The organism is Roseibium sp. SCP15, assembly GCF_040329435.1.
GTDB lineage: Bacteria > Pseudomonadota > Alphaproteobacteria > Rhizobiales > Stappiaceae > Roseibium.
This window is the reverse complement of sequence record NZ_JBDZYI010000001.1, coordinates 1314009-1333576: the sequence shown is the minus strand read 5'-3', so window position 1 is coordinate 1333576 and position 19568 is coordinate 1314009. Positions and strand designations below refer to the sequence as shown.

At 54.2% G+C, this 19568-nt stretch carries 15 protein-coding genes; 10 read left to right on the top strand and 5 right to left on the bottom strand.

The window, feature by feature from the left end; all coding sequences use genetic code 11:
- Positions 1–158 precede the first annotated feature (158 nt).
- The 10 genes from ABLO27_RS05995 (at position 159) to ABLO27_RS05950 (ending at position 14067) form a co-directional block, all read left to right on the top strand.
- Positions 159–968, top strand: coding sequence for a response regulator transcription factor (locus ABLO27_RS05995; protein WP_353031248.1), 810 nt, complete (start codon positions 159–161; stop codon positions 966–968).
- Between the two features lie 436 nt (positions 969–1404).
- Positions 1405–3006, top strand: a complete 1602-nt coding sequence (locus ABLO27_RS05990) for a sensor histidine kinase (RefSeq protein WP_353031247.1) — start codon at positions 1405–1407, stop codon at positions 3004–3006.
- Positions 3007–3013: 7 nt separating this feature from the next.
- The gene (locus ABLO27_RS05985; protein ID WP_353031246.1) at positions 3014–5233 is read left to right on the top strand and encodes a bifunctional diguanylate cyclase/phosphodiesterase; all 2220 of its coding nucleotides are present in this window, start codon (positions 3014–3016) and stop codon (positions 5231–5233) included.
- Between the two features lie 240 nt (positions 5234–5473).
- Positions 5474–6178 (top strand): SRPBCC family protein, encoded by a 705-nt coding sequence (locus ABLO27_RS05980; RefSeq protein ID WP_353031245.1) that lies wholly within the window; start codon positions 5474–5476, stop codon positions 6176–6178.
- Positions 6179–6311: 133 nt separating this feature from the next.
- Positions 6312–6803: a (2Fe-2S)-binding protein gene (locus ABLO27_RS05975; protein WP_353031244.1), complete on the top strand. Its 492-nt coding sequence runs from the start codon at positions 6312–6314 to the stop codon at positions 6801–6803.
- 211 nt (positions 6804–7014) lie between these two features.
- A complete protein-coding gene (locus ABLO27_RS05970) occupies positions 7015–9375 on the top strand; it encodes a xanthine dehydrogenase family protein molybdopterin-binding subunit (protein ID WP_353031724.1) in 2361 nt (786 codons plus the stop codon).
- The gene (locus tag ABLO27_RS05965) at positions 9376–9858 is read left to right on the top strand and encodes a hypothetical protein (RefSeq protein WP_353031243.1); all 483 of its coding nucleotides are present in this window, start codon (positions 9376–9378) and stop codon (positions 9856–9858) included.
- Positions 9859–9892: 34 nt separating this feature from the next.
- The gene (locus ABLO27_RS05960; protein WP_353031242.1) at positions 9893–10693 is read left to right on the top strand and encodes an FAD binding domain-containing protein; all 801 of its coding nucleotides are present in this window, start codon (positions 9893–9895) and stop codon (positions 10691–10693) included.
- 288 nt (positions 10694–10981) lie between these two features.
- The gene (locus tag ABLO27_RS05955) at positions 10982–12730 is read left to right on the top strand and encodes a type I secretion system permease/ATPase (RefSeq protein ID WP_353031241.1); all 1749 of its coding nucleotides are present in this window, start codon (positions 10982–10984) and stop codon (positions 12728–12730) included.
- 62 nt (positions 12731–12792) lie between these two features.
- Entirely contained in the window at positions 12793–14067 is a 1275-nt protein-coding gene (locus tag ABLO27_RS05950) for an HlyD family type I secretion periplasmic adaptor subunit (protein ID WP_353031240.1), read from the top strand.
- Positions 14068–14082: 15 nt separating this feature from the next.
- Here the strand turns inward: ABLO27_RS05950 and glp are convergent, their stop codons facing one another.
- From glp to ABLO27_RS05925, 5 genes are read right to left on the bottom strand one after another with little or no spacing between them, the layout of a single operon-like run.
- Entirely contained in the window at positions 14083–15288 is a 1206-nt protein-coding gene (glp, locus tag ABLO27_RS05945) for a gephyrin-like molybdotransferase Glp (RefSeq protein WP_353031239.1), read from the bottom strand.
- The gene (moaC, locus tag ABLO27_RS05940) at positions 15288–15800 is read right to left on the bottom strand and encodes a cyclic pyranopterin monophosphate synthase MoaC (RefSeq protein ID WP_353031238.1); all 513 of its coding nucleotides are present in this window, start codon (positions 15798–15800) and stop codon (positions 15288–15290) included. Before moaC ends, glp begins: the two co-directional genes overlap by 1 nt.
- Before the next feature lie 7 nt (positions 15801–15807).
- On the bottom strand, positions 15808–16620 hold the full coding sequence (trpC, locus tag ABLO27_RS05935; protein WP_353031237.1) for an indole-3-glycerol phosphate synthase TrpC: 813 nt from the start codon (positions 16618–16620) through the stop codon (positions 15808–15810).
- A 4-nt stretch (positions 16621–16624) separates the two neighbouring features.
- A complete protein-coding gene (trpD, locus tag ABLO27_RS05930; protein WP_353031236.1) occupies positions 16625–17638 on the bottom strand; it encodes an anthranilate phosphoribosyltransferase in 1014 nt (337 codons plus the stop codon).
- A 23-nt stretch (positions 17639–17661) separates the two neighbouring features.
- A complete protein-coding gene (locus ABLO27_RS05925) occupies positions 17662–19554 on the bottom strand; it encodes a peptidylprolyl isomerase (RefSeq protein WP_353031235.1) in 1893 nt (630 codons plus the stop codon).
- Positions 19555–19568: the final 14 nt, after the last annotated feature.

Genomic DNA, 19568 nt, shown 5'->3' with positions numbered 1-19568 from the left:
TATTCTCAATAACTCTGTTTTTTTATTTAGATTGAAGTGTGGATATATGAATTATCGATACTTTAAATCTCAAAATAGATTTCAAGTCAGGGAAGAAATATTGACCTAATGCTCCTGCAATTCTACGGATTGATTGTTGATAAATCCAAGGGGCTAATATGTTCATCATCGTAGATACAAGGGAAATAGTGACCGCTGGCTATGCCTCGGCATTTGAACGTGAAGGGTACGCTTCACTGGAACTTCATCCGTCGGAACTCAAAGACTGGCTTGAGATTACCTGCTCGCAGGATCTTGGCTCGGTTGATGCGATTTTGCTGGGGGAGTGTGAGGAACGTGTCGGCTTTGTCGCACCAATTCGAAATCGCTGCCCGGAGGCGCAAATCGTGGCCTTGGAAGACAGTGCCAGTCTTGACGGAACGCTTGGGCTGTTTTCAGCCGGAGTAGACGATGTCCTGAAAAAGCCGGTTCATGTGCGCGAGATCATTGCACGGGTAGGAGCGTTCAGACGGCGCATTTCGGCAAAAAATACTTCGGTGGGAACCGGAGAAATTGAAGTGTTTTTCGATGGCCGGGATCCGATGATCGGCGGCGACGTCATGGAACTGCCGCGCCGAGAACGCAGGATCCTCGAGTATCTCGTGAAAAACAAAGGGCGTCGTGTCACGAAGACACAGATATTCAACGCGGTTTATGGCGTTATGAACGACGGCGTCGATGAGTGTGTTGTTGAAAGCCACATTTCAAAATTGCGGAAGAAATTGCGGAACCGCCTGGGATTCGATGCCATCGAATCGACCCGGTACATCGGTTACATGCTCAAAGACGGGGCAACGCCCAAGCAAAAGTCGACCGACACACGCCGTCCTGTGCAGGCGTCTCAAGTCACGCATCAGCCAATGGAACTCGGTTCCACCTCTAGCAGCAGCAATGGCAAAAAACCCTATCTGTCAGTGGTTGGCGCCTGAGCAATTCTTCGAGTAGCGAATGTTTGTGCCGGTTAAGTGCCTTTTTAAGGCTCGGCAGAGCGGACTGGAATGACTTATCACCAGAGATATTTGCATGAAGCAAAGCCGCTCGTCAGTATCATTGAAGTGCTCTTCAGGTATTTCGTCGACCCTTGATAGAGGCAGAATCCCGACCGGTTCAATTTACAATTGATTTTTATGGAAAATTTAGAAAACCCGCGCACAATCCGCTCTTGATCCTTGGGGCGGGATTCGGCCGAAAACCATGCGCTGCAAACCATGCGCGCCAAGGACGTTGAAGCGTTCTTGAATCGACCATTCAAGACATAGGTTGTGGTTGATCGCAGATATTTGCCTTAAGGTGAGCTGGCGAAGATTCTGCTGATTTACATGAATACCGGAAACGGGAACTTTCCCGCAGGTAGAGGTGGGCGTCTTGAGTCTAAGCGGCAGTGCGTCGTTGCCATACACTCCCAAAGAGATGGGCCGGGCCAGCCTGTCACGAACTTTCATTCTCTATACGCTCGGTCTGTTTGCTCTGCTCGGCCTGATCTTCATCGGAATTCTAACGAAGATTACCTGGGATGCATCGCATGCCCGCGCAATCCGCGTAACAGAGGCATTCTTTCAGGCGACCAAACGCCCATTTGAAAGAGCAATTTGGACCGTAAACGCGGATGCGACCCTGCAACTTATCCGGGGACTTGAAAGCCTGGAGGTTGTCGAAAGGGTTTGGGTGGAAACGCCCGATACCGGAAATTTTGGTGAGCCGGTAACTGGAACACGCCAGGCAGAAGCGCTCAGCTATACGCTGAACTCTCCAAGCACCATCCTGCATAAGGACGCGATCGGTCAGGTTTATATCTTGATCGATAGAAATACGATTTCGTATGAAATCGCCTCGACTGTCGGCTTCATCGTTACGGCAATTATCGTTTATCTGATGTTGTTGGCCGTCGTAATCAGAGCTGTTTTCAAACGGCTGATCGGCCGACCTCTGTCGGCGATTGTAAATTATCTGTCCACTCCAAGACTTATCGAAGATCCACCAAAGGCTGAGCTTATGCCCGGACGAGTGGATGAGATCGGTATCTTGTCAGCCAGCCTTCAATCAATGGTCCAGCGTCGGCATCTGGACCTTCAAAAAATCCAAGAGTACCAGACGAATCTTGAAGATCTCGTCGCACACCGCACCGAGCAACTGAAGCTTGTACAGGAGGAGCTCATCCAGGCAGACAACCTGGCTGCGCTTGGCGCACTTGTCGCCGGCGTGTCTCATGAATTGAACACCCCGCTTGGAAACGCCCTGATGGCGGCAACGACGATCAAGGATTCTACTGGATACCTGCAGACCGAACTCGAGCAGCAAAGCCTTAGCAAGGAGGCTCTCGAGAATGAAGTTCAACGCATCACGGATACTGCGAACATCATTGAAAAGACGCTCGGGAGAGCGCGTGATCTGGTGGGTAACTTCCGGCAGGTGGCGGTTGACCGTCAGAGCGAAAAGAAGCGCTCGTTCAATTTCGACCATATCATTCGGGAAACCCTTGCGACCCTTCAGCCGACCTTGAAAAAGACCTCGTTCGATGTGGAGTTGGACCTGAATGCTGATGAGGTTGTGGACAGTTATCCGGGAGCGTTAAGCCAGCTGGTCTCGAATTTCGTGGAAAATGCAATGAAGCATGGATACGAGGGACGAAGTGAAGGCAAAATAAAGCTGTCGTCACGAGTTGTGGAATCGGAAGACCAGAACAGCACCGGAACGCCGAAATCAAAGATTGTCTTCAGTTGCAGAGACTATGGTGTTGGAATTCCGGAGAAAAATCTGAAGAAGGTCTTCGAGCCTTTCTTCACAACGAAATTTGGAAAAGGTGGATCGGGGCTCGGGATGGCAATTTGCTACCAGTTGGTCACAGAGGCCTTGAATGGATCGATCTCCGTTACCTCCAAGGTTGGTTCCGGAACGGAGTTTACGATCGAAGTTCCGGTGGAGACACCGTCGAAGCCTGAAGCTGCGACCAGAAAGAAGGCGCATTGAGATGGTAATGGACTTTCTTGCACCCTCTCATACCGAGGTGAAGAAGAGCACGAAAGCTCCTTGGAAAATTCTCATCGTCGATGATGATCCCGACGTTCACGAAGTTACCAAAATCGCTGTTGCCGGGTGTGTGTTCGAAGATCGTGCGTTTGAACTCGTTCATGCTCTATCTGCGGAGGAAGCGCGGCAAATCCTGAGCGACAATGACGATATTGCCGTTGCCCTGGTGGATGTGGTCATGGAAAGCGACACCGCGGGGCTTGGACTTGTCAGGTGGATCAGGTCCGAACTGGGCAATCATTTCACCCGCTTGATCCTGAGGACCGGGCAACCGGGCTATGCGCCTCAGACCGACGTGATCATGAAGTTCGATATCGACGGCTATACCGAAAAAGCCGAGTTGTCGCGTACCAAACTGATCACGGCAATTGTCACCGCCTTGCGCGGCTACAAGCTGGTCATGTCGCTCGAAACCAACCGCCAGAAACTGCAGCAACTGAATGCACATTTTGCTGCGATCGTTGAAAAGAACGCACTGAGCGAGTTTGCTGCCGCCGTTCTCAAGCACTTTGACGATCTTGTCGGTCAGCCGGTCGATTGCCTGCTGTGTGGTCTCGAGGCCTTGCCGGAATACGGAAAAATCGACAGGTCCAAAATAAGGGTGCTGGCTGCCTCGGGCGATTTTGAGGACAAGATTGATCTACCGGTTGAACTTGTGGGTGATGACGCCATCCGCAATTCGATCAATGAATGTATCGAGAGCCACGAAACCTGTTCGACATCTCAAGGCGTTGCCTTGCCGCTTGTTACGCGAAACGGCATGGCAGGTGCCTTGTATCTCGGCATAACGGAAGCTGCTCTGGAGGAGCTTGTCGGTCCGGAAGTCGTGAAGCTTTTCGTTTCCAACGTCGCTCTGGGATATGAAAAAACGGGATTGCTGGAGCACATACGTAATCTGGCTTATGTCGACCGGGTCACTGGGTTGTCGACCTTTTCCGGCTTCATCGAGTCCTTTCAACGGAACTCTTCTCAACATACTTCGCTGCTAGTTGTTCACTCCGAGATCCAACGCTTCGGTGTGATCGTTGATGGTATTGGTGATGAAAAAGCCAGTGCGGTATTGCGTAGGACGGGACACCGTTTATCGCAGACTTTCCCGGATGCGCTGACCATAGCCAGAAAGGAAAAAGATGAGTTCCTCATTCTTTTGAAAGGTGGAGAAGACAATAAGGTTCAGGATGTTGTAGCGCGGGTCGAGGATGCATTTCAGGACGCGATTGCGATTGACGACAATCAGATTTCCCTGAGGTTGCGGCTCGGGTTTGCAACGAGGGACAACGAAAACCAGGGGGCTGAAGAGACGATCCGGTTTGCTTCAATCGCCTTGAATGACGTTCGGCAGAAAGGTTTGACGAACCACGCCGTGTTCCACCCCTTGATGCAGGAAGCAGCCTTTGAGCGGCTTCGGCTTGCCTCTCTTTTGACCGGTTCCTCCAATCAGACTGAGTTTTCGGTTCATTACCAGCCGATCATGAAGGCCAGGGACGAGAGCATTGCCTCCTTTGAAGCGCTGATGAGGTTCAAGACCCCGGGCGGCAGCTATCTGAATACCGCACGCATGATCGAGGCAGCTGAAGCCAGTGGATTGATATCCGAAATTGGCGCCTGGATGTTCAAGTCCGCTTTTTCCGAATTTGTTCAGATGCAGGGGCTGTCGGAGAGCGCACGTTTGAATGTCAATCTGTCTCCGAGGCAAGTTCAATCCAATCGAATTTACAAAGATATCGAGGAGGCTGTGACCGCCGCCAACCTGCCACTGAACCGCCTGGTTTTCGAAGTTACGGAAGGTCTGTTCATCAGCAATGATCAGGTGACTGTTTCATTGCTTAGCTGGCTTCGCAGCAAGGGCGCCAAGGTTGTGATCGACGATTTTGGCACCGGCTATTCCTCGTTCAGCTATCTGCGAAAACTTCCGGTCGACGGGATCAAGATTGACCGCAGTTTCATCATGAACATGGATCAGGATAGCGACGCTCTAGCGGTTGTGAAATCAATCATTGCCGTGGCGCAGGCTCTTGATCTCAGCATTACGGCCGAAGGTGTGGAAACCGAAACCCAGAAAAACATCATGCAGGAACTTCGGTGTGATTACCTCCAGGGTTACCACTACGCCAAACCGCTCAGCAGCACAGAGATCCCGGCTTTCGTTCACAAAGCCAACGGGTGACACCTACACTCCAACCAAGGCCCCAGTGCGTATTATGCGTCTTTGGCAATCACGCGGCAGTTGACACAACAGGCGGCGGTGCAAAGCTCTATTCTGGCGTCAAAGCAATTTAAGCGATTGAAATTTTGAACGAAGCACGCTCTCATAGCGAGAACGTGATTTGTACGCGCGCGCATTAGCGGAGAGCGTCATCTGATAATTTGCCAGTTTGTGGCATAGGATGACTTGGGGAGAAAACAAATGGACATGAACGGCTCCCACCGGATTCCGGCCAAGAGGGAAACAGTCTGGGAAGCGCTGAACAATCCGGAAATCCTGCAAGCCTGTATTCCCGGGTGTGAGAGCCTGGACAAAACCTCCGACACGGAAATGACGGCTGCGGTGACCTCCAAGATCGGACCGGTAAAGGCGAAGTTCAAAGGTTCTGTCACTCTGGAAAACATCAACCCGCCAGAGAGCTACACCATTTCGGGTGAAGGCAAGGGCGGTGTCGCCGGATTTGCCAAGGGCTCTGCGGATGTGAAGTTGACCGAAGAGGGCAATGAAACCGTCCTGACCTATGAGGCCAAGGCCCAAGTGGGCGGAAAACTTGCGCAACTTGGCAGCCGGTTGATTGATTCCACTGCCAAGAAAATGGCTGAAGACTTTTTCACCAAGTTCACGGAAATGGTCGGTGGGGACGCTGCGCAACCGGCTGCTGCCGAACCGGTAGCTGATGAGCTCGACCCCGGTGTCGCCGAGGAAGCCAAGCGTATCGCAATCGAAGAAGCACCCGGCGAGGTCATGCATGCCATTGAAGAGGCAGAACACGCGGTTGAAGAAACACTGCACAAGGCGGAGGAAAACTTGGAGGCGGCAGCCGGGCGGAACGCTTTTGGCGGACCGATGGTGTGGGGACTGATCCTTCTGGCGGCGTTGATAGTCGTCCTTGCCATTGCAAGTTGACCTGACTGCACCGAATTTGAAAAGATCTGATCCTGACGAATAATTGCTCGCCAGGATCTACGACAAAAACACGGTGAAAAGCCGGTCTGTTTTCGAGCATTCGCTCAAAGAATTTCACGAGGGAGAGAAATTAATGTCGAAAGTATCGATGGTATTGAACGGCAAGATGGTTTCGGCGGATGTCGAAGATCGGACGCTGCTCGTATCGTATATCCGTGAGGCGCGCGGGCTCACCGGAACTCACGTGGGTTGCGATACGTCGCAATGCGGAGCCTGTGTCGTTCATGTAAATGGCAAGTCCGTGAAGTCCTGCACCATGCTGGCAGCACAGGCAGACGGCGCCGAAGTGGTGACCGTGGAAGGTCTTGCTTCCAATGGAGATCTGCACCCGGTGCAGGCCGCGTTCAAGGAGAACCACGGACTTCAATGCGGTTTTTGCACCCCGGGAATGATCATGAGCGCGATCGACATGATCAACCGCTATGGTGCTGGGAACCTGGATGAAGCCACCATTCGCCATGAGCTGGAAGGCAACATCTGCCGCTGCACCGGCTACCACAACATCGTCAAGTCCATCAAAGCTGCTTCTGATCAAATGGCCGGCATGGCCCAGGCTGCAGAGTAACTTGCCGGACCACCTGCAGAATGCGCGTTTGAGCTGACGCGAAGGCCCAGGATCAATTAACTCAATCGTTTGCCGGGAGGAAAAGGCAGATTGGGTTGTCCGCCTGATCCTGGAAGGAAACGCGAAGTGCAGGAAACTGCCGGCAATGCCGGCAACTGGAATTTCTCCGGCAATGGCGGAACCGGATCGAACTGTTTTTGGGAGAGAGATGATGGCAGTTGAGGGGATTGGTGCCCGCGCATTGCGCAAAGAGGACAAGAGGTTCATCACCGGCCAAGGCCAATACACCGACGACATGGTAATGCCGCGTATGGGATTTGCGGCATTTGTGCGCTCACCGCATGCACACGCCAAGGTGGTCAATATTGACGTAAGTGCGGCGCTTTCGATGCCAGGCGTTGATGCCGTTCTCACTGGCGAACAGCTTGTTGGAGACGGTATCGGAAACCTGATTTGCGGATGGATGATCCATTCCAAGGACGGTTCGCCGATGAATATGGGGGGATGGCGAGCCCTGGAGCCGGAAATCGTCCGGCATGTCGGCCAGGCCGTGGCCGTGGTGGTTGCCGATACGCAGGCGCAGGCACGGGATGCGGCCGATGCTGTTGTCGTTGATTATGAAGAGCTTCCTGCGGTGGTCGATCCGGTTGCTGCAATTCATGAGTCAGCGCACCAAATTCACCCGGAAGCGGCAGGCAACCTGATTTACGACTGGGAAATCGGAGATGAAGCTGCTGTCAACGCTGCCTTCGAAAAAGCGGCGCACGTCACCAAAATGGAAATCAGGAACAACAGGCTTGTTCCAAATCCGATGGAACCGCGCGCGGCACTTGCGAGCTACAACGAAGCTGAAGAGCATCATACGCTCTACACAACCTCTCAGAACCCGCATGTGGCCCGGCTTGTCCTGTCTGCGTTCTACAATGTAGCTCCAGAACACAAACTGCGAGTGATCGCACCGGATGTCGGTGGCGGCTTCGGATCAAAGATCTTCATTTATCCGGAAGAGATCGCTTGTCTTTGGGCGTCAAAACGCGTTGGCCGACCGGTGAAATGGGTCTCCGACCGGACCGAAGCCTTCCTGACGGATGCGCATGGACGAGATCACGCCTCCGAAGCAGAACTTGCGCTTGATGCGGATAACAAGATCATCGGCTTGAGAGTGAAGACCATCGCCAATCTTGGCGCCTATATGTCGTTGTTCTCTTCCTCGGTTCCGACATATCTTTACGCCACTCTGCTTTCGGGCCAGTATGACATTCCGGCAATCCATGCCAATGTGAAAGCTGTCTACACCAACACCACTCCGGTGGATGCATACCGCGGGGCAGGGCGTCCGGAAGCAACTTATCTGCTTGAAAGGATAGTTGAAACGGCTGCCCGTGAAGTTGGTTTGTCGCCGGCTGACTTCCGCCGAAAGAACTTCATCAGAAGTTTCCCGCACCAGACGCCTGTCATCATGTGCTACGACGCGGGCGACTATGACACGACACTGGATGCGGCTTTGAAAGCTGCGGACTATGACGGATTTGCAGCACGAAAGGCAGAAGCTGCTACACGCGGCAAGCTTCGTGGAATGGGGCTCTCCTGCTACATCGAGGCCTGCGGCATTGCCCCGTCCGCGGCCGTTGGTTCGCTGGGTGCAGGCGTCGGGCTCTGGGAATCTGCTGAAGTCCGCGTGAATCCCATCGGAACCGTTGAGGTTTTGACCGGATCGCACAGTCATGGTCAGGGACACGAAACAACCTTCGCACAATTGGTGAGTGAGCGTTTCGGGCTGGACACTGATGCCGTTTCGATCGTTCATGGCGATACGGACAAGGTCCAATTCGGAATGGGGACTTACGGGTCGCGTTCCGGTGCAGTTGGCATGTCGGCGATCGTCAAGGCCCTCGACAAGGTTGAGGCAAAGGCGAAGAAAATCGCTGCTCACCTAATGGAAGCTTCGGAAGGAGACATCCAGATCGAAGGCGGTGAACTGAAGGTCGCCGGGACTGACAAGAAACTAACCTTCACCGAAGTCGCTCTTGCTGCCTACACAGGACACAACCTCCCGGAAGGCATGGAACCAGGCCTGAAAGAAGGCGCGTTCTACGATCCGACCAATTTCACGTTCCCTGCTGGAACTTACATATGTGAAGTTGAAGTCGATCCAGAGACCGGCAAGACCGACATCGTCAACTTCGTTGCCGCTGACGACTTCGGCAAGGTCATCAATCCGATGATCGTGGAAGGTCAGGTTCATGGCGGTTTGGTGCAGGGCATTGGCCAGGCGCTTCTTGAAAATGCCGCATATGACGAGAACGGTCAGCTTCTGACTGCGTCCTATATGGACTACACCATGCCGCGCGCGGATGATGTTCCTTCCTTCTCGCTCTCAACCCATGAAACACTGTGCCCGGGCAATCCTTTAGGAATGAAGGGGTGTGGTGAAGCAGGAGCGATCGGATCACCACCGGCCGTGATCAACGCCATTACGGATGCGATCGGCAGCAATGATCTGACGATGCCAGCCGCACCGGAAAAGGTCTGGGCGCTTTGCCAGTCAACAGCAAAACAGGCTGCCGAATAAATGACGCAGACCGACGTGGATCATAAAGCCCTGGCGATTTCGCTGAACCAGCGGATCTGGTCTCTTCTGGAGAAGAAGGACCGGACAGCTGAGGAACGCGATGAAATGGTTCACGTCGCTCATGCCAGCTTATGGCATTGGTTGCAGGCGGGCGGTCCCGTACAGCAGCAAAGGGGCGAATGGTTGATTGGCCGGGTCTATGTCGTGCTTGGGGTCGCGGAAGCTGCCTTGCGGCACGCAGAGCGAACCTTCGACCTGACCGAACGCCATTCCTCGGAGCTGCAGGACTTCGATCATGCCTATGCCTACGAGCTCATGGCTCGTGCCCTGCTTCTGAGCGGGGATCATGACAAGGCGGTTGATATGTGGGAACGGGCAAAGAACCTCGGCGCTGAAATTCAAGGCGCCAAGGACCGGGAGATTTTCCAGGGAGATCTGTCGGCCATCCCGTTTGAACCTGTCTGTGACGCCAACGCAATTTGATGACACTTGAACCCAGCTATTGGGGAGACGCGAAATGTACGAAACAAATTATCACCGGGCCGGTTCTGTTGCTGAAGCAGCTGATCTTATGGGCAAATCTGACGACGGAAAAATTCTGGGTGGTGGTCAGACACTGCTTCCAACCATGAAACAAAGGTTGGCGGCTCCAAGCGATCTTGTCGATGTTACGAAGATTGCCGACTTGAACGGCATTTCGGAAGGTAGCGGCAGCATATCAATCGGTGCAGCCACCACGCATGCTGAAGTAGCATCGTCCGGAGTGGTAAAGGAGAAACTTCCGAGCCTTGCGAGCCTCGCAAGTGGAATCGGGGATCCGGCGGTGCGCCACATGGGGACACTTGGCGGCTCCATTGCCAACAACGATCCTGCCGCGGACTATCCGGCTGCGCTGGTCGCGCTCGGAGCAACTGTCGTGACCAGCAAGCGTGAATTGTCAGCAGAAGACTTCTTTATCGGCATGTTCGATACAGCGCTCGATGAAGACGAGATCGTTGTGTCGGTTTCCTTTCCAATCGTGGAAAAAGGTGCATACGCAAAGTATCCGAACCCGGCTTCTCGCTACGCTATGGCTGGCGTGTTCGTTGCGCGCCACAGTGACGGAAGTGTGCGAGTGGCTGTCACCGGGGCAGGGCACTATGGCGTTTTCCGGGTGAGTGGAATGGAATCTGCTCTCGCTTCCAACTGGTCGCCGGATGCTGTTGCCGATATCAAGGTGGATGCAGGAAGCATGCTCCACGATATTCACGGCTCTTCGGCATACCGGGCAAACCTGGTTACCGTAATGGCCAAGCGCGCTGTTTCCGCTGCGAGCTGAGGTCAATTTTTTTGCCTAATGAAGAACCCGGTCCCATGTGGCCGGGTTTTTGACAAATTTTAAGTGTTTTAGCTGCGGTCGTCGTCAAGGTTTGTTGACCGCAAGTGAAGCTGTATCTTGTTCAGACTGCTAGATTGTGTTTGAACCGGTCGCTTGGCAATGGCGTATGATTTGAACCATACGTTGTTCAGCTGACATCAGATTCGAACATATGGCAGTCATACTGATCGGATTCGCGGGCCAGGCTGCGAAAAGACGTAGAACCGAAAACAAGATACTGAGGGCTATATGGTTGGAGCAAGGCAAGGAGCCGCAAAACCGCTGACCGGGCGAGACAATCCTGTTGCCAAGGCGTTTCGTCCCATCCGGAGTGCGTTTTGGGGCGTTGCCGTCGTCAGTTTTGTCATCAACATCCTGATGCTCACCGGCCCGGTGTTCATGCTCCAGGTCTATGACCGGGTTCTTGCAAGTGGTTCAGTACCGACGCTGGTCGTGATCGGTATACTGGCGATGGTGCTCTACGTTTTCTACGGAATCCTGGAAGGCATACGTGGACGTATCCTGTCTCGTCTGGGTCAAAGAGTTGACGCTCGTTTGTCCGGCATCGTCTACAAGGTATCCAACAGTCTTCCGGTTCGCTTGGGAAGGCGAGCCGCAAAATTGCGTCCAGTTCAGGATCTGGACACGATTCGCCAGTTTCTGTCAGGTCCAGGGCCTGCAGCCATTTTCGACATTCCCTGGTTGCCGCTCTATCTGGGCATTGTTTTCCTGTTTCACCCGCTGCTGGGATTCGTTGGGTTGGCGGGTGCCATCATCATAACGATCCTCATCGGGGTCAACGAGGCGATGTCGCGAAGTCCATCCGAAGAGGCTGCCGGTCAGGCCGGCCGGCGTGCTGCGGTGGTTGAGAGCGGACAGCGCAATTCCGAAGTTGTTACGGCGATGGGGATGCAAGGTGCGCTTACGTCCAGATGGGATGCTCAAAACGGCGAATATCTTGCCACCCAACGACGCGCTTCCGACCGCACCGGAGTATTCGGCACAGCCATCAAAACCATCCGGTTTGTGCTTCAGTCTGCCATTCTTGGTGTTGGTGCGTGGCTTGCAATCAAACAGGAAATTACCCCGGGTGTCATGATTGCCGCGTCGATCATGACGTCAAGGGCTCTGGCCCCGATCGAGCAGGCGGTTGCACAATGGCGTGGCTTTGTCGCGAGCCGTCAGGCGCTGAAACGCTTGAGAGAGGTGTTGCAGGTAGCGGATTCCGAACCTGAAAAGATGGACCTGCCTCTGCCAACCCAAAAGGTCAACGTAGAGCAGGTCTTCTGTGGTCCATTCGGCGAAGCAATGCCTTACGTGCAGAATGTGACGTTGGAGCTTCAGTCTGGCGATGGCCTGGGCGTGATCGGACCCTCTGGGTCCGGAAAGTCGACATTCGCGAGGGCACTTGTCGGGGCAACGCCCGCTCTCAAGGGCGTTATTCGATATGACGGAGCGGAGCTCGGGCAATGGCCGACAACAAAACGGGGCGAATTTATCGGCTATCTACCGCAGGATCTTCAGTTGTTTGACGGTACAATCGCCGAAAACATAGCCAGGTTCAATGAAGAGGCTTCGCCGGACAAGGTTATCGAAGCAGCCAAACTTGCTGACGTTCATGATATGATTGTTGCGTTGCCTGAAGGGTACAACACGGTCATCGGACGGACTGGAAGATCCCTGTCAGCTGGGCAACGCCAACGTGTTGCTCTTGCACGAGCGCTCTATGGTAACCCCTTCCTCGTCGTGCTGGATGAGCCCAATTCCAATCTGGACGCCGAAGGTGAAAGCGCCTTGACCGGTGCAATCAAGGCGATGCGGGAAAAGGGATCGATCGTGGTCGTGATTGCCCATCGCCCGAGCGCGATCGCAACAGTGGACAAGATCCTTTGCCTCAAGGAAGGCAAGATGGCCGGATTCGGTCCGAAGGAAGAGGTCCTGAAGCAAGTTGTTCAGCCTGTCCAGCGTGTTCGCGCTGGAATGGGACCAGGACGGTAATGGCCTGAACAGGGAAAAGTGCCAGAAAAATGACCAAACAAGTGTCTGGAAATGCAGATGACATGCTGCGCAAAACAGTGCGCAATCATCTCCTGTTCGCTCTCTTTATCGCGATTTTTGTTGTCGGTGGCATAGGTGGCTGGGCGACCTTCACCGAAATCTCTGGCGCCGTGGTTTCGTCAGGAACAGTTGTTGTTGAAACCAACATCAAACAGGTTCAGCATCGCGAAGGCGGCATCGTGCGCGACATCAAGGTGAAGAACGGAGATGTTGTTGAAGCTGGTGAGCTTCTGATCAGTCTGGATGATACCGTTACGCGTGCCAATCTCGCCGTTATTACCAAACAGCTGACTGAGTTGAACGCACAAGAGCAGCGACTGGAAGCTGAGCGTGATGATATTCGCACGATCGAATGGCCAGACGCAGCACAACGGGAGCTGACGGATATCGAGCGTGGCCAGCAATTGCTTTTGCAGGCGCGTCAGAATTCCAAGGACGGGCGCAAGAACCAGCTGGAAGAACAGATCCGTCAGTTCAACAAGCAGATCCTGGGTCTGGAAGCGCAGGTTACGGCGAAGGTTTCCGAAATCGAGCTGATCAACGAGGAACTTTCGGATCTCGATGGTCTGCTGAACAAGCAGCTTGTCTCAAAGAGCCGCGTCACGTCGCTTCGCAGGGAAAAGGCACGTCTTGAAGGCGAATATGGAGACCTGATTGCACAGATTGCCAGAACCAATGAGGCAATCAGCGAACGGCGGATCCAGATCCTGCAAATTGAAGAATCCTATCGAGCTGAAGTTCTGGAGCAGCTGCAGGAAGTGCGCTCACGCATCGCGCAGCTTGAAGAACAGAAGATTGCCGCTGAAGATGAACTGACACGGGTTGATATTCTCGCACCGCAAAATGGATACATCCACCAGCTTTCGGTTCACACGATTGGCGGTGTGGTTGCGCCGGGTGAAACTGTTATGCAGATCGTCCCGCGTGAAGACCAGCTTATTGTCGAAGCGCAGGTTCGTCCGGTCGACATTGACCAGATGGCACCAGGTCAACGGGCCAGAGTGCGTTTTCCAAGCTTCGATCAGAGAACAACGCCAGAACTGAATGCAGAGCTGCTCACGGTTTCTGCCGACCTTACGCAGGATGAACGCACGGGCACGAGCTACTACGTTGCCCGTCTGGTAATTGACGAAGATGAACTGGAAAAGCTCGGCACCCAGACGCTTGTACCTGGTATGCCGGTTGAAACTTTCCTGACAACGGGCGACCGTACGGTCCTGAGCTACCTGGTCAAACCGATCACTGATCAGGTTGCCCACGCGCTCAGAGAGCGCTGACGGATCGTATCAGACCTAGAGGACCATGACCGGCACGGTCGTTCCGGCTTCTTGAGCCGGAGCATGGGGGGGGCGTATGATCAACGCTCCGGACTTAGCCAGAAGACCGAGCATCGAGCTGTCCTGCTTGGAAAACGGTGTCGCTATCAAACGACCGTCGGCATCTTCGTCCAGTGTTGCTCTGACATAATCCTGACGCCTGTCGTTTTCGGGAAGTTCTGATCCCAGGACGGCGGGTTTGGCTCCTGTTTCACCGGTCGACTGACCAAGCATGGCTTTCAAGAGCGGTTTCAGGAAAAGCAATCCGCAAACGAGGCTGGAAACGGGATTGCCAGGAAGTCCGAGCACTTTCGTCTTGCCGAGCCGTCCAGCCATCAATGGCTTGCCAGGGCGCATTGCGATCCGCCAGAAAGCCAGATCCATTCCTTCCTGACCCAACACGTCCTGAACCAGATCATGATCTCCGACCGATGCACCTCCCAGCGTAACGAGTATATCGGCTTTCGCTGAAATCGCCTGGCGAACGTGATTGGCAAGCTCCACCGGATCGTCTCGTGAAATGCCCAGGTCCAAGGGTAAGCCACCACAATCCTCTACAAGTGCGGCGATGCCGGCATGGTTGGATGCGATGATCTGATCAGGTCCGGGTTCAACACCTGGCCGGACGAGCTCGTCTCCTGTCGCCAGAATGGCAACTTTCGGCTTGCGGATAACAGGAACGGTCGCGTAGTTCATTGCGGCAGCAAGTGCCAGATGCCGATATGTCAGCTTCAAGGGCTGTGACAGCAGAATTTCATGCTTGGAGAAGTCGAGACCGGCAGGGCGGACAAAAGCTCCATCGTTCGGGACTTCAAGGACCCTGATTTCGTCTCCGGTTCGTTCTGCATTTTCCTGAATCAAGATCGTGTCGGCACCGTCTGGTATCGGAGCGCCAGTGAAAATTCGAACGGTTTCACCTGCCTTCACTTCGCCGGAGTAGCTGTGTCCGGCGGGGGCCTCTCCAATAACGGTAAGTGTCTTACGACCTTCTGCCAGGTCTTCATGGCGAACTGCATATCCATCCATGGCAGACGCGGCGAACGGGGGCTGCGTGCGCGTGGAAGCCAAGGGGGCGGCCAACTCCCGGCCATTGGCCTGATCCAATGAAACGAGTTCGCTTTCCAGGGGCGAAACGCCTGAAAGGAGTTTTTCAAGCGCTTCTGCAACCGGCATCAGGCTCATCAGGTTCCACCTTCGCTGCCGTCTTTTTCCAATGTCCAATGTCCCGATTTACCGCCGGCTTTTTCCACCAGGCGAATGTCTCCGATCACCATGCCCCGGTCGACTGCCTTTGCCATGTCGTAGATTGTCAGGCAGGTGAGAGAGCATGCTGTAAGAGCTTCCATTTCCACGCCAGTCTGACCACTGACCTTGGTAGTTGCGGTCACGGCAAGGCCCGGCAGACTATCATCGACGTCAATGTCGATCGTCACTTTTGAAAGCATCAGGGGATGACAAAGCGGAATCAATTCGTGGGTCTTTTTGGCAGCGAGAATACCGGCAATGCGTGCCGTACCTATTACATCGCCTTTCTTGGCGTTTCCGGAACGAATAAGGTCCAGAGTTTCCTGCCGCATTGTGATGGTGCCGCGTGCGATTGCAATGCGGTGGGTGGCTTCTTTCTGCGAAACATCCACCATGTTGGCCGCACCGGCCTCGTCAAGGTGGGTAAGTTTTGGGTCTTGGTCGGACATTGACCGCCTAAACAGCTTTTGAAAGAGGAGGGCGGGTGAGAAGAGACTTGGTTGCGGATGTCACATCATTCTGACGCATGAGGCTCTCGCCGATCAGGAATGTCGAAATTCCTACCTTGTTCATGCGAGCAAGGTCGTCCGGTGTGAACAAGCCGGATTCGCCGACAATTATGCGGTCGGATGGAACCTTCGGCGCAAGTTCCTCGCTGGTCTCAAGTCTGGTCTCGAAGGTCTTCAAGTTTCGGTTGTTGATACCCATTAGCCGGGAAGACAATTTCAAGGCACGGTCAAGTTCAGCATTGTCATGTACCTCGAGAAGAACGTCCATGCCGAGTTCAAATGCAGTGTTCTCAAGGGCCTTGGCGGTGTCATCATCCACCGCAGCAAGAATGATCAAAATACAGTCGCCGCCCCAGGCCCTGGCTTCGTACACCTGGTAGGTGTCGTACAGGAAATCCTTGCGCAGTGCGGGCAGGGATACTCCAGCGCGCGCTGCCGTCAAAAACTCCGGCTTGCCTTGGAAAGAGGGACTGTCGGTCAACACGGACAGGCAGGCAGCTCCGCCCGCCTCGTACGCCTTCGCCAGCAAAGGCGGGTCAAAGTCTTCGCGAATGAGCCCCTTTGAGGGACTGGCTTTCTTGATCTCCGCAATCAGAGCGTAGTCACCATTGGAGTGTTTCGTCTCGATGGCTTTCAGGAAACCACGAGGTTCGGACACGTCGGCGATCTGTGCCTTTAGCTCCGCTAACGGGATTTTTGATTTTGCCGCAGCGATTTCTTCACGCTTGTAGGCTTCGATTTTCTGCAAGATATCGGCCATGTGACTATCCGTTTGATGCGGCAACAAGCTTTTCGAGCGTATCGGCAGCAGATCCGCTGTCGATCGAGTTGGCTGCCATTTCAACGCCGTCCTTCAGGTTCGACACTTTGTCTGCGACCAGCAGGGAAGCGGCTGAATTGAACAGCACGATATCGCGATAGGCGTTCTTGGCACCAGCGAGCACTTCGCGAAGGGCTTTCGCGTTTTCAGAAGGTTGTCCACCCTTGAGATCTTCTGCCTTTGATACAGGAAGACCGACATCTGCCGGGGAGATCTCAAAGGACCGTACCTGGCCATCCTTCAATTCGCTGACATAGGTCGGGCCGGTCGTCGTGATTTCGTCCATACCATCGGAGCCATGCGCGACCCACGCTTTTTCTGAGCCCAGTTCCTTTAGGGAATGGGCAACAGGTTCGACCCATTTGTGGGCGAAGACACCGACCATCTGCCGTTTGACACCTGCGGGGTTCGACAACGGACCCAACAGGTTAAAAATGGTGCGGGTGCCCAGTTCCATCCGTGTTGGGCCAACGTGTTTCATCGCGGCGTGATGCAACGGCGCAAACATGAAGCCTATTCCGGCACTGTTGATGCAATTGGAAATCTTCTCAGGAGCTATGTCGATATCGACACCCAATTGGGCCAAAGCTTCCGCAGCTCCGGATTTGGAGGAAAGCGATCTGTTGCCATGTTTGGCAACAGGCACGCCACATCCGGCGACCACGAGCGCTGTGCAGGTCGATATATTGTAACTGCCGGAATTGTCTCCGCCCGTACCGACAATGTCGATCGCATCCGCGGGAGCATCGACCGGAAGCATCTTGGACCGCATGGTCGCCACAGCACCCGTGACCTCTGCGATGCTTTCGCCGCGGACCCGCAAGGCCATCAGGAAGCCGCCGAGCTGCGAAGGTGTTGCGGATCCTGAAAGGATCACGTCAAAAGCTTCTCTCGCTTCCGCCGGGCTCAAAGCGTGACCATCCGCCACTTTGGCGATGATGTCCTTGAACGTGGTCATTTCAGTCTTCCATCCGCTTCGTATCAATTCTGGTTCAGGCCAATGACCTGAGCGATGCCAGCCTGATTGATTTCCACTCCGGCTTTGGCTTCGCGATCCGTAATAAACTGACCAAGCAGCGAATCCTGGATCTGTTGAGACAATTGATCACCAAGGGCAGAGACTTCAGGCGCGGAAACATCGAACTCCGGCGTTGAAGTTGCGGTTATCTTCAAGACGACGCGGTTACCGCCGCTTGCCGCATTCGTGGTTGCACTGGTTCCAACCGGTCCATTGAACGCTGCGGAAACGGCCTCATTGCCGAAGTCACCTGACGGCGTGTTTCTTCTCAGGTCCGACACGCTCTTCACCTCGAGACCTTTTTCAGCTGCCAGTGCAATGAACGGGGTTCCGCTTTGGGCCTTCGCGAGCAGGTCCGCTGCCGTCTCGTCAAGGCGTTTGGACAGTTCATCGGCTTTCCAGGCCTCAATAACATCCTCTTGAACCTCGGAAAGATCGCGATCACGCGACGGGATCACCTTGGCGACGTCGTACCAGAGGAAGCCCTGGTTTCCGAGCTGAAGAACGTCGTTTTCGATGCCGACGTCGCTGTCGAAAGCGCCTGCAACAAGGCCTTCAGCTTCTGGCAACTCAACATTGGTTCCGGCCATTGACATGCCTGACGCGTCGAAGGCCTGCGGAGCTTCAACAGGTAATGAGAAACGCTCGCCAACTTCATCCAGCAAAGCGCCGCCTGCGCGTGCATCTTCGATTTCATCCAGAAGATCCAGAATTTCGCGTTCTGCCTGCTCTTTTGCGAGTTCTTCGATGATGCCAGCTTTGACTTCATCAAATGGCTGCGTGCTCTCTGGCAGAACTTCCTCGACATTCAAGATGACCGTGGAGAAACGGCCTTCCACAGCGTCGCTGGATTCCCCTTCGTTCAGGGAAAAGGCAGCCTCGCCAAGTGCCTCGTCAAGAAAGTCACTCTTCGACATCACACCTAGTGTGACGTCATTGTTGCCCAAATTACGCTCAGACATCAGCTGTTCGAATGTCTTGCCGTCATTTAGTTCGGCCGCCGCTTCTTCTGCAGCTTCCTTGGATGGGAACGACATTTGCCGCACTTTACGACGTTCGGGCTGGAAGAAATCGGCAGACCGGCGGTCATATTCCGCGCGAGCATCTTCTTCATTCACATCTTCCGGACGGGCGAGGGTGTCGGGAGTAAGGGCGACATATTTGATTTCGCGATACTCCGGCGCACGGAAGTCGGCTTTCTTTTCTTCAAAGAAAGTACTCAGAGCTTCTGTTGATGGCTCCTCGATTTCGCCGATTGTGTCGGCTGTAATCAGAAGATACTCCGCATTCCGGGTCTCGCGCTGGTAGGCATCAAGTGCTTGAAGGTAAGTGACCGGTGCCTTCAGGCCACCGGCGATCCCTTCTGCCAACTGTCCTCTTTCTGCAACATTTCTGCGCTGAACGACATATTCGTCTTCGCGGTAGCCATTTGCCTGCAGAACCTGTTGCAGACGGGTGCGGTCATATCTTCCGTTGAGCCCTCGAAACGCGGGGTCGGATTGAATAATGGCTGCAAGGCGCTCGTCGGATACGCCCAGCTTCAGGTTCTGAGCGGTGTTGCTCATTGCAGCTTCGGCGACCAACTTCCCAAGAGATTGTTGCGGAATACCGAGCGCAGCGCCTTCAGATGGCGTCAATGGACGACCCAGTTGCTGTCCCAGCCTGTTCAGGTCCTGGCGATAGGTGCGATCAAAATCGAGCAGGGAGACTTCCGTGTCGCCGACTTTCGCTGCCGTGTTCAGGCTGAACCCTTGCAGAAAGTCCGTTACACCCCAAACGGCGAAACTGAAGATAAGCAGAGCGATAAACAGTTTGGCAACCCAGGTGCCAGCGCCCTTGCGCAGCGCGTCAAGCATGACGACTCCCGTAA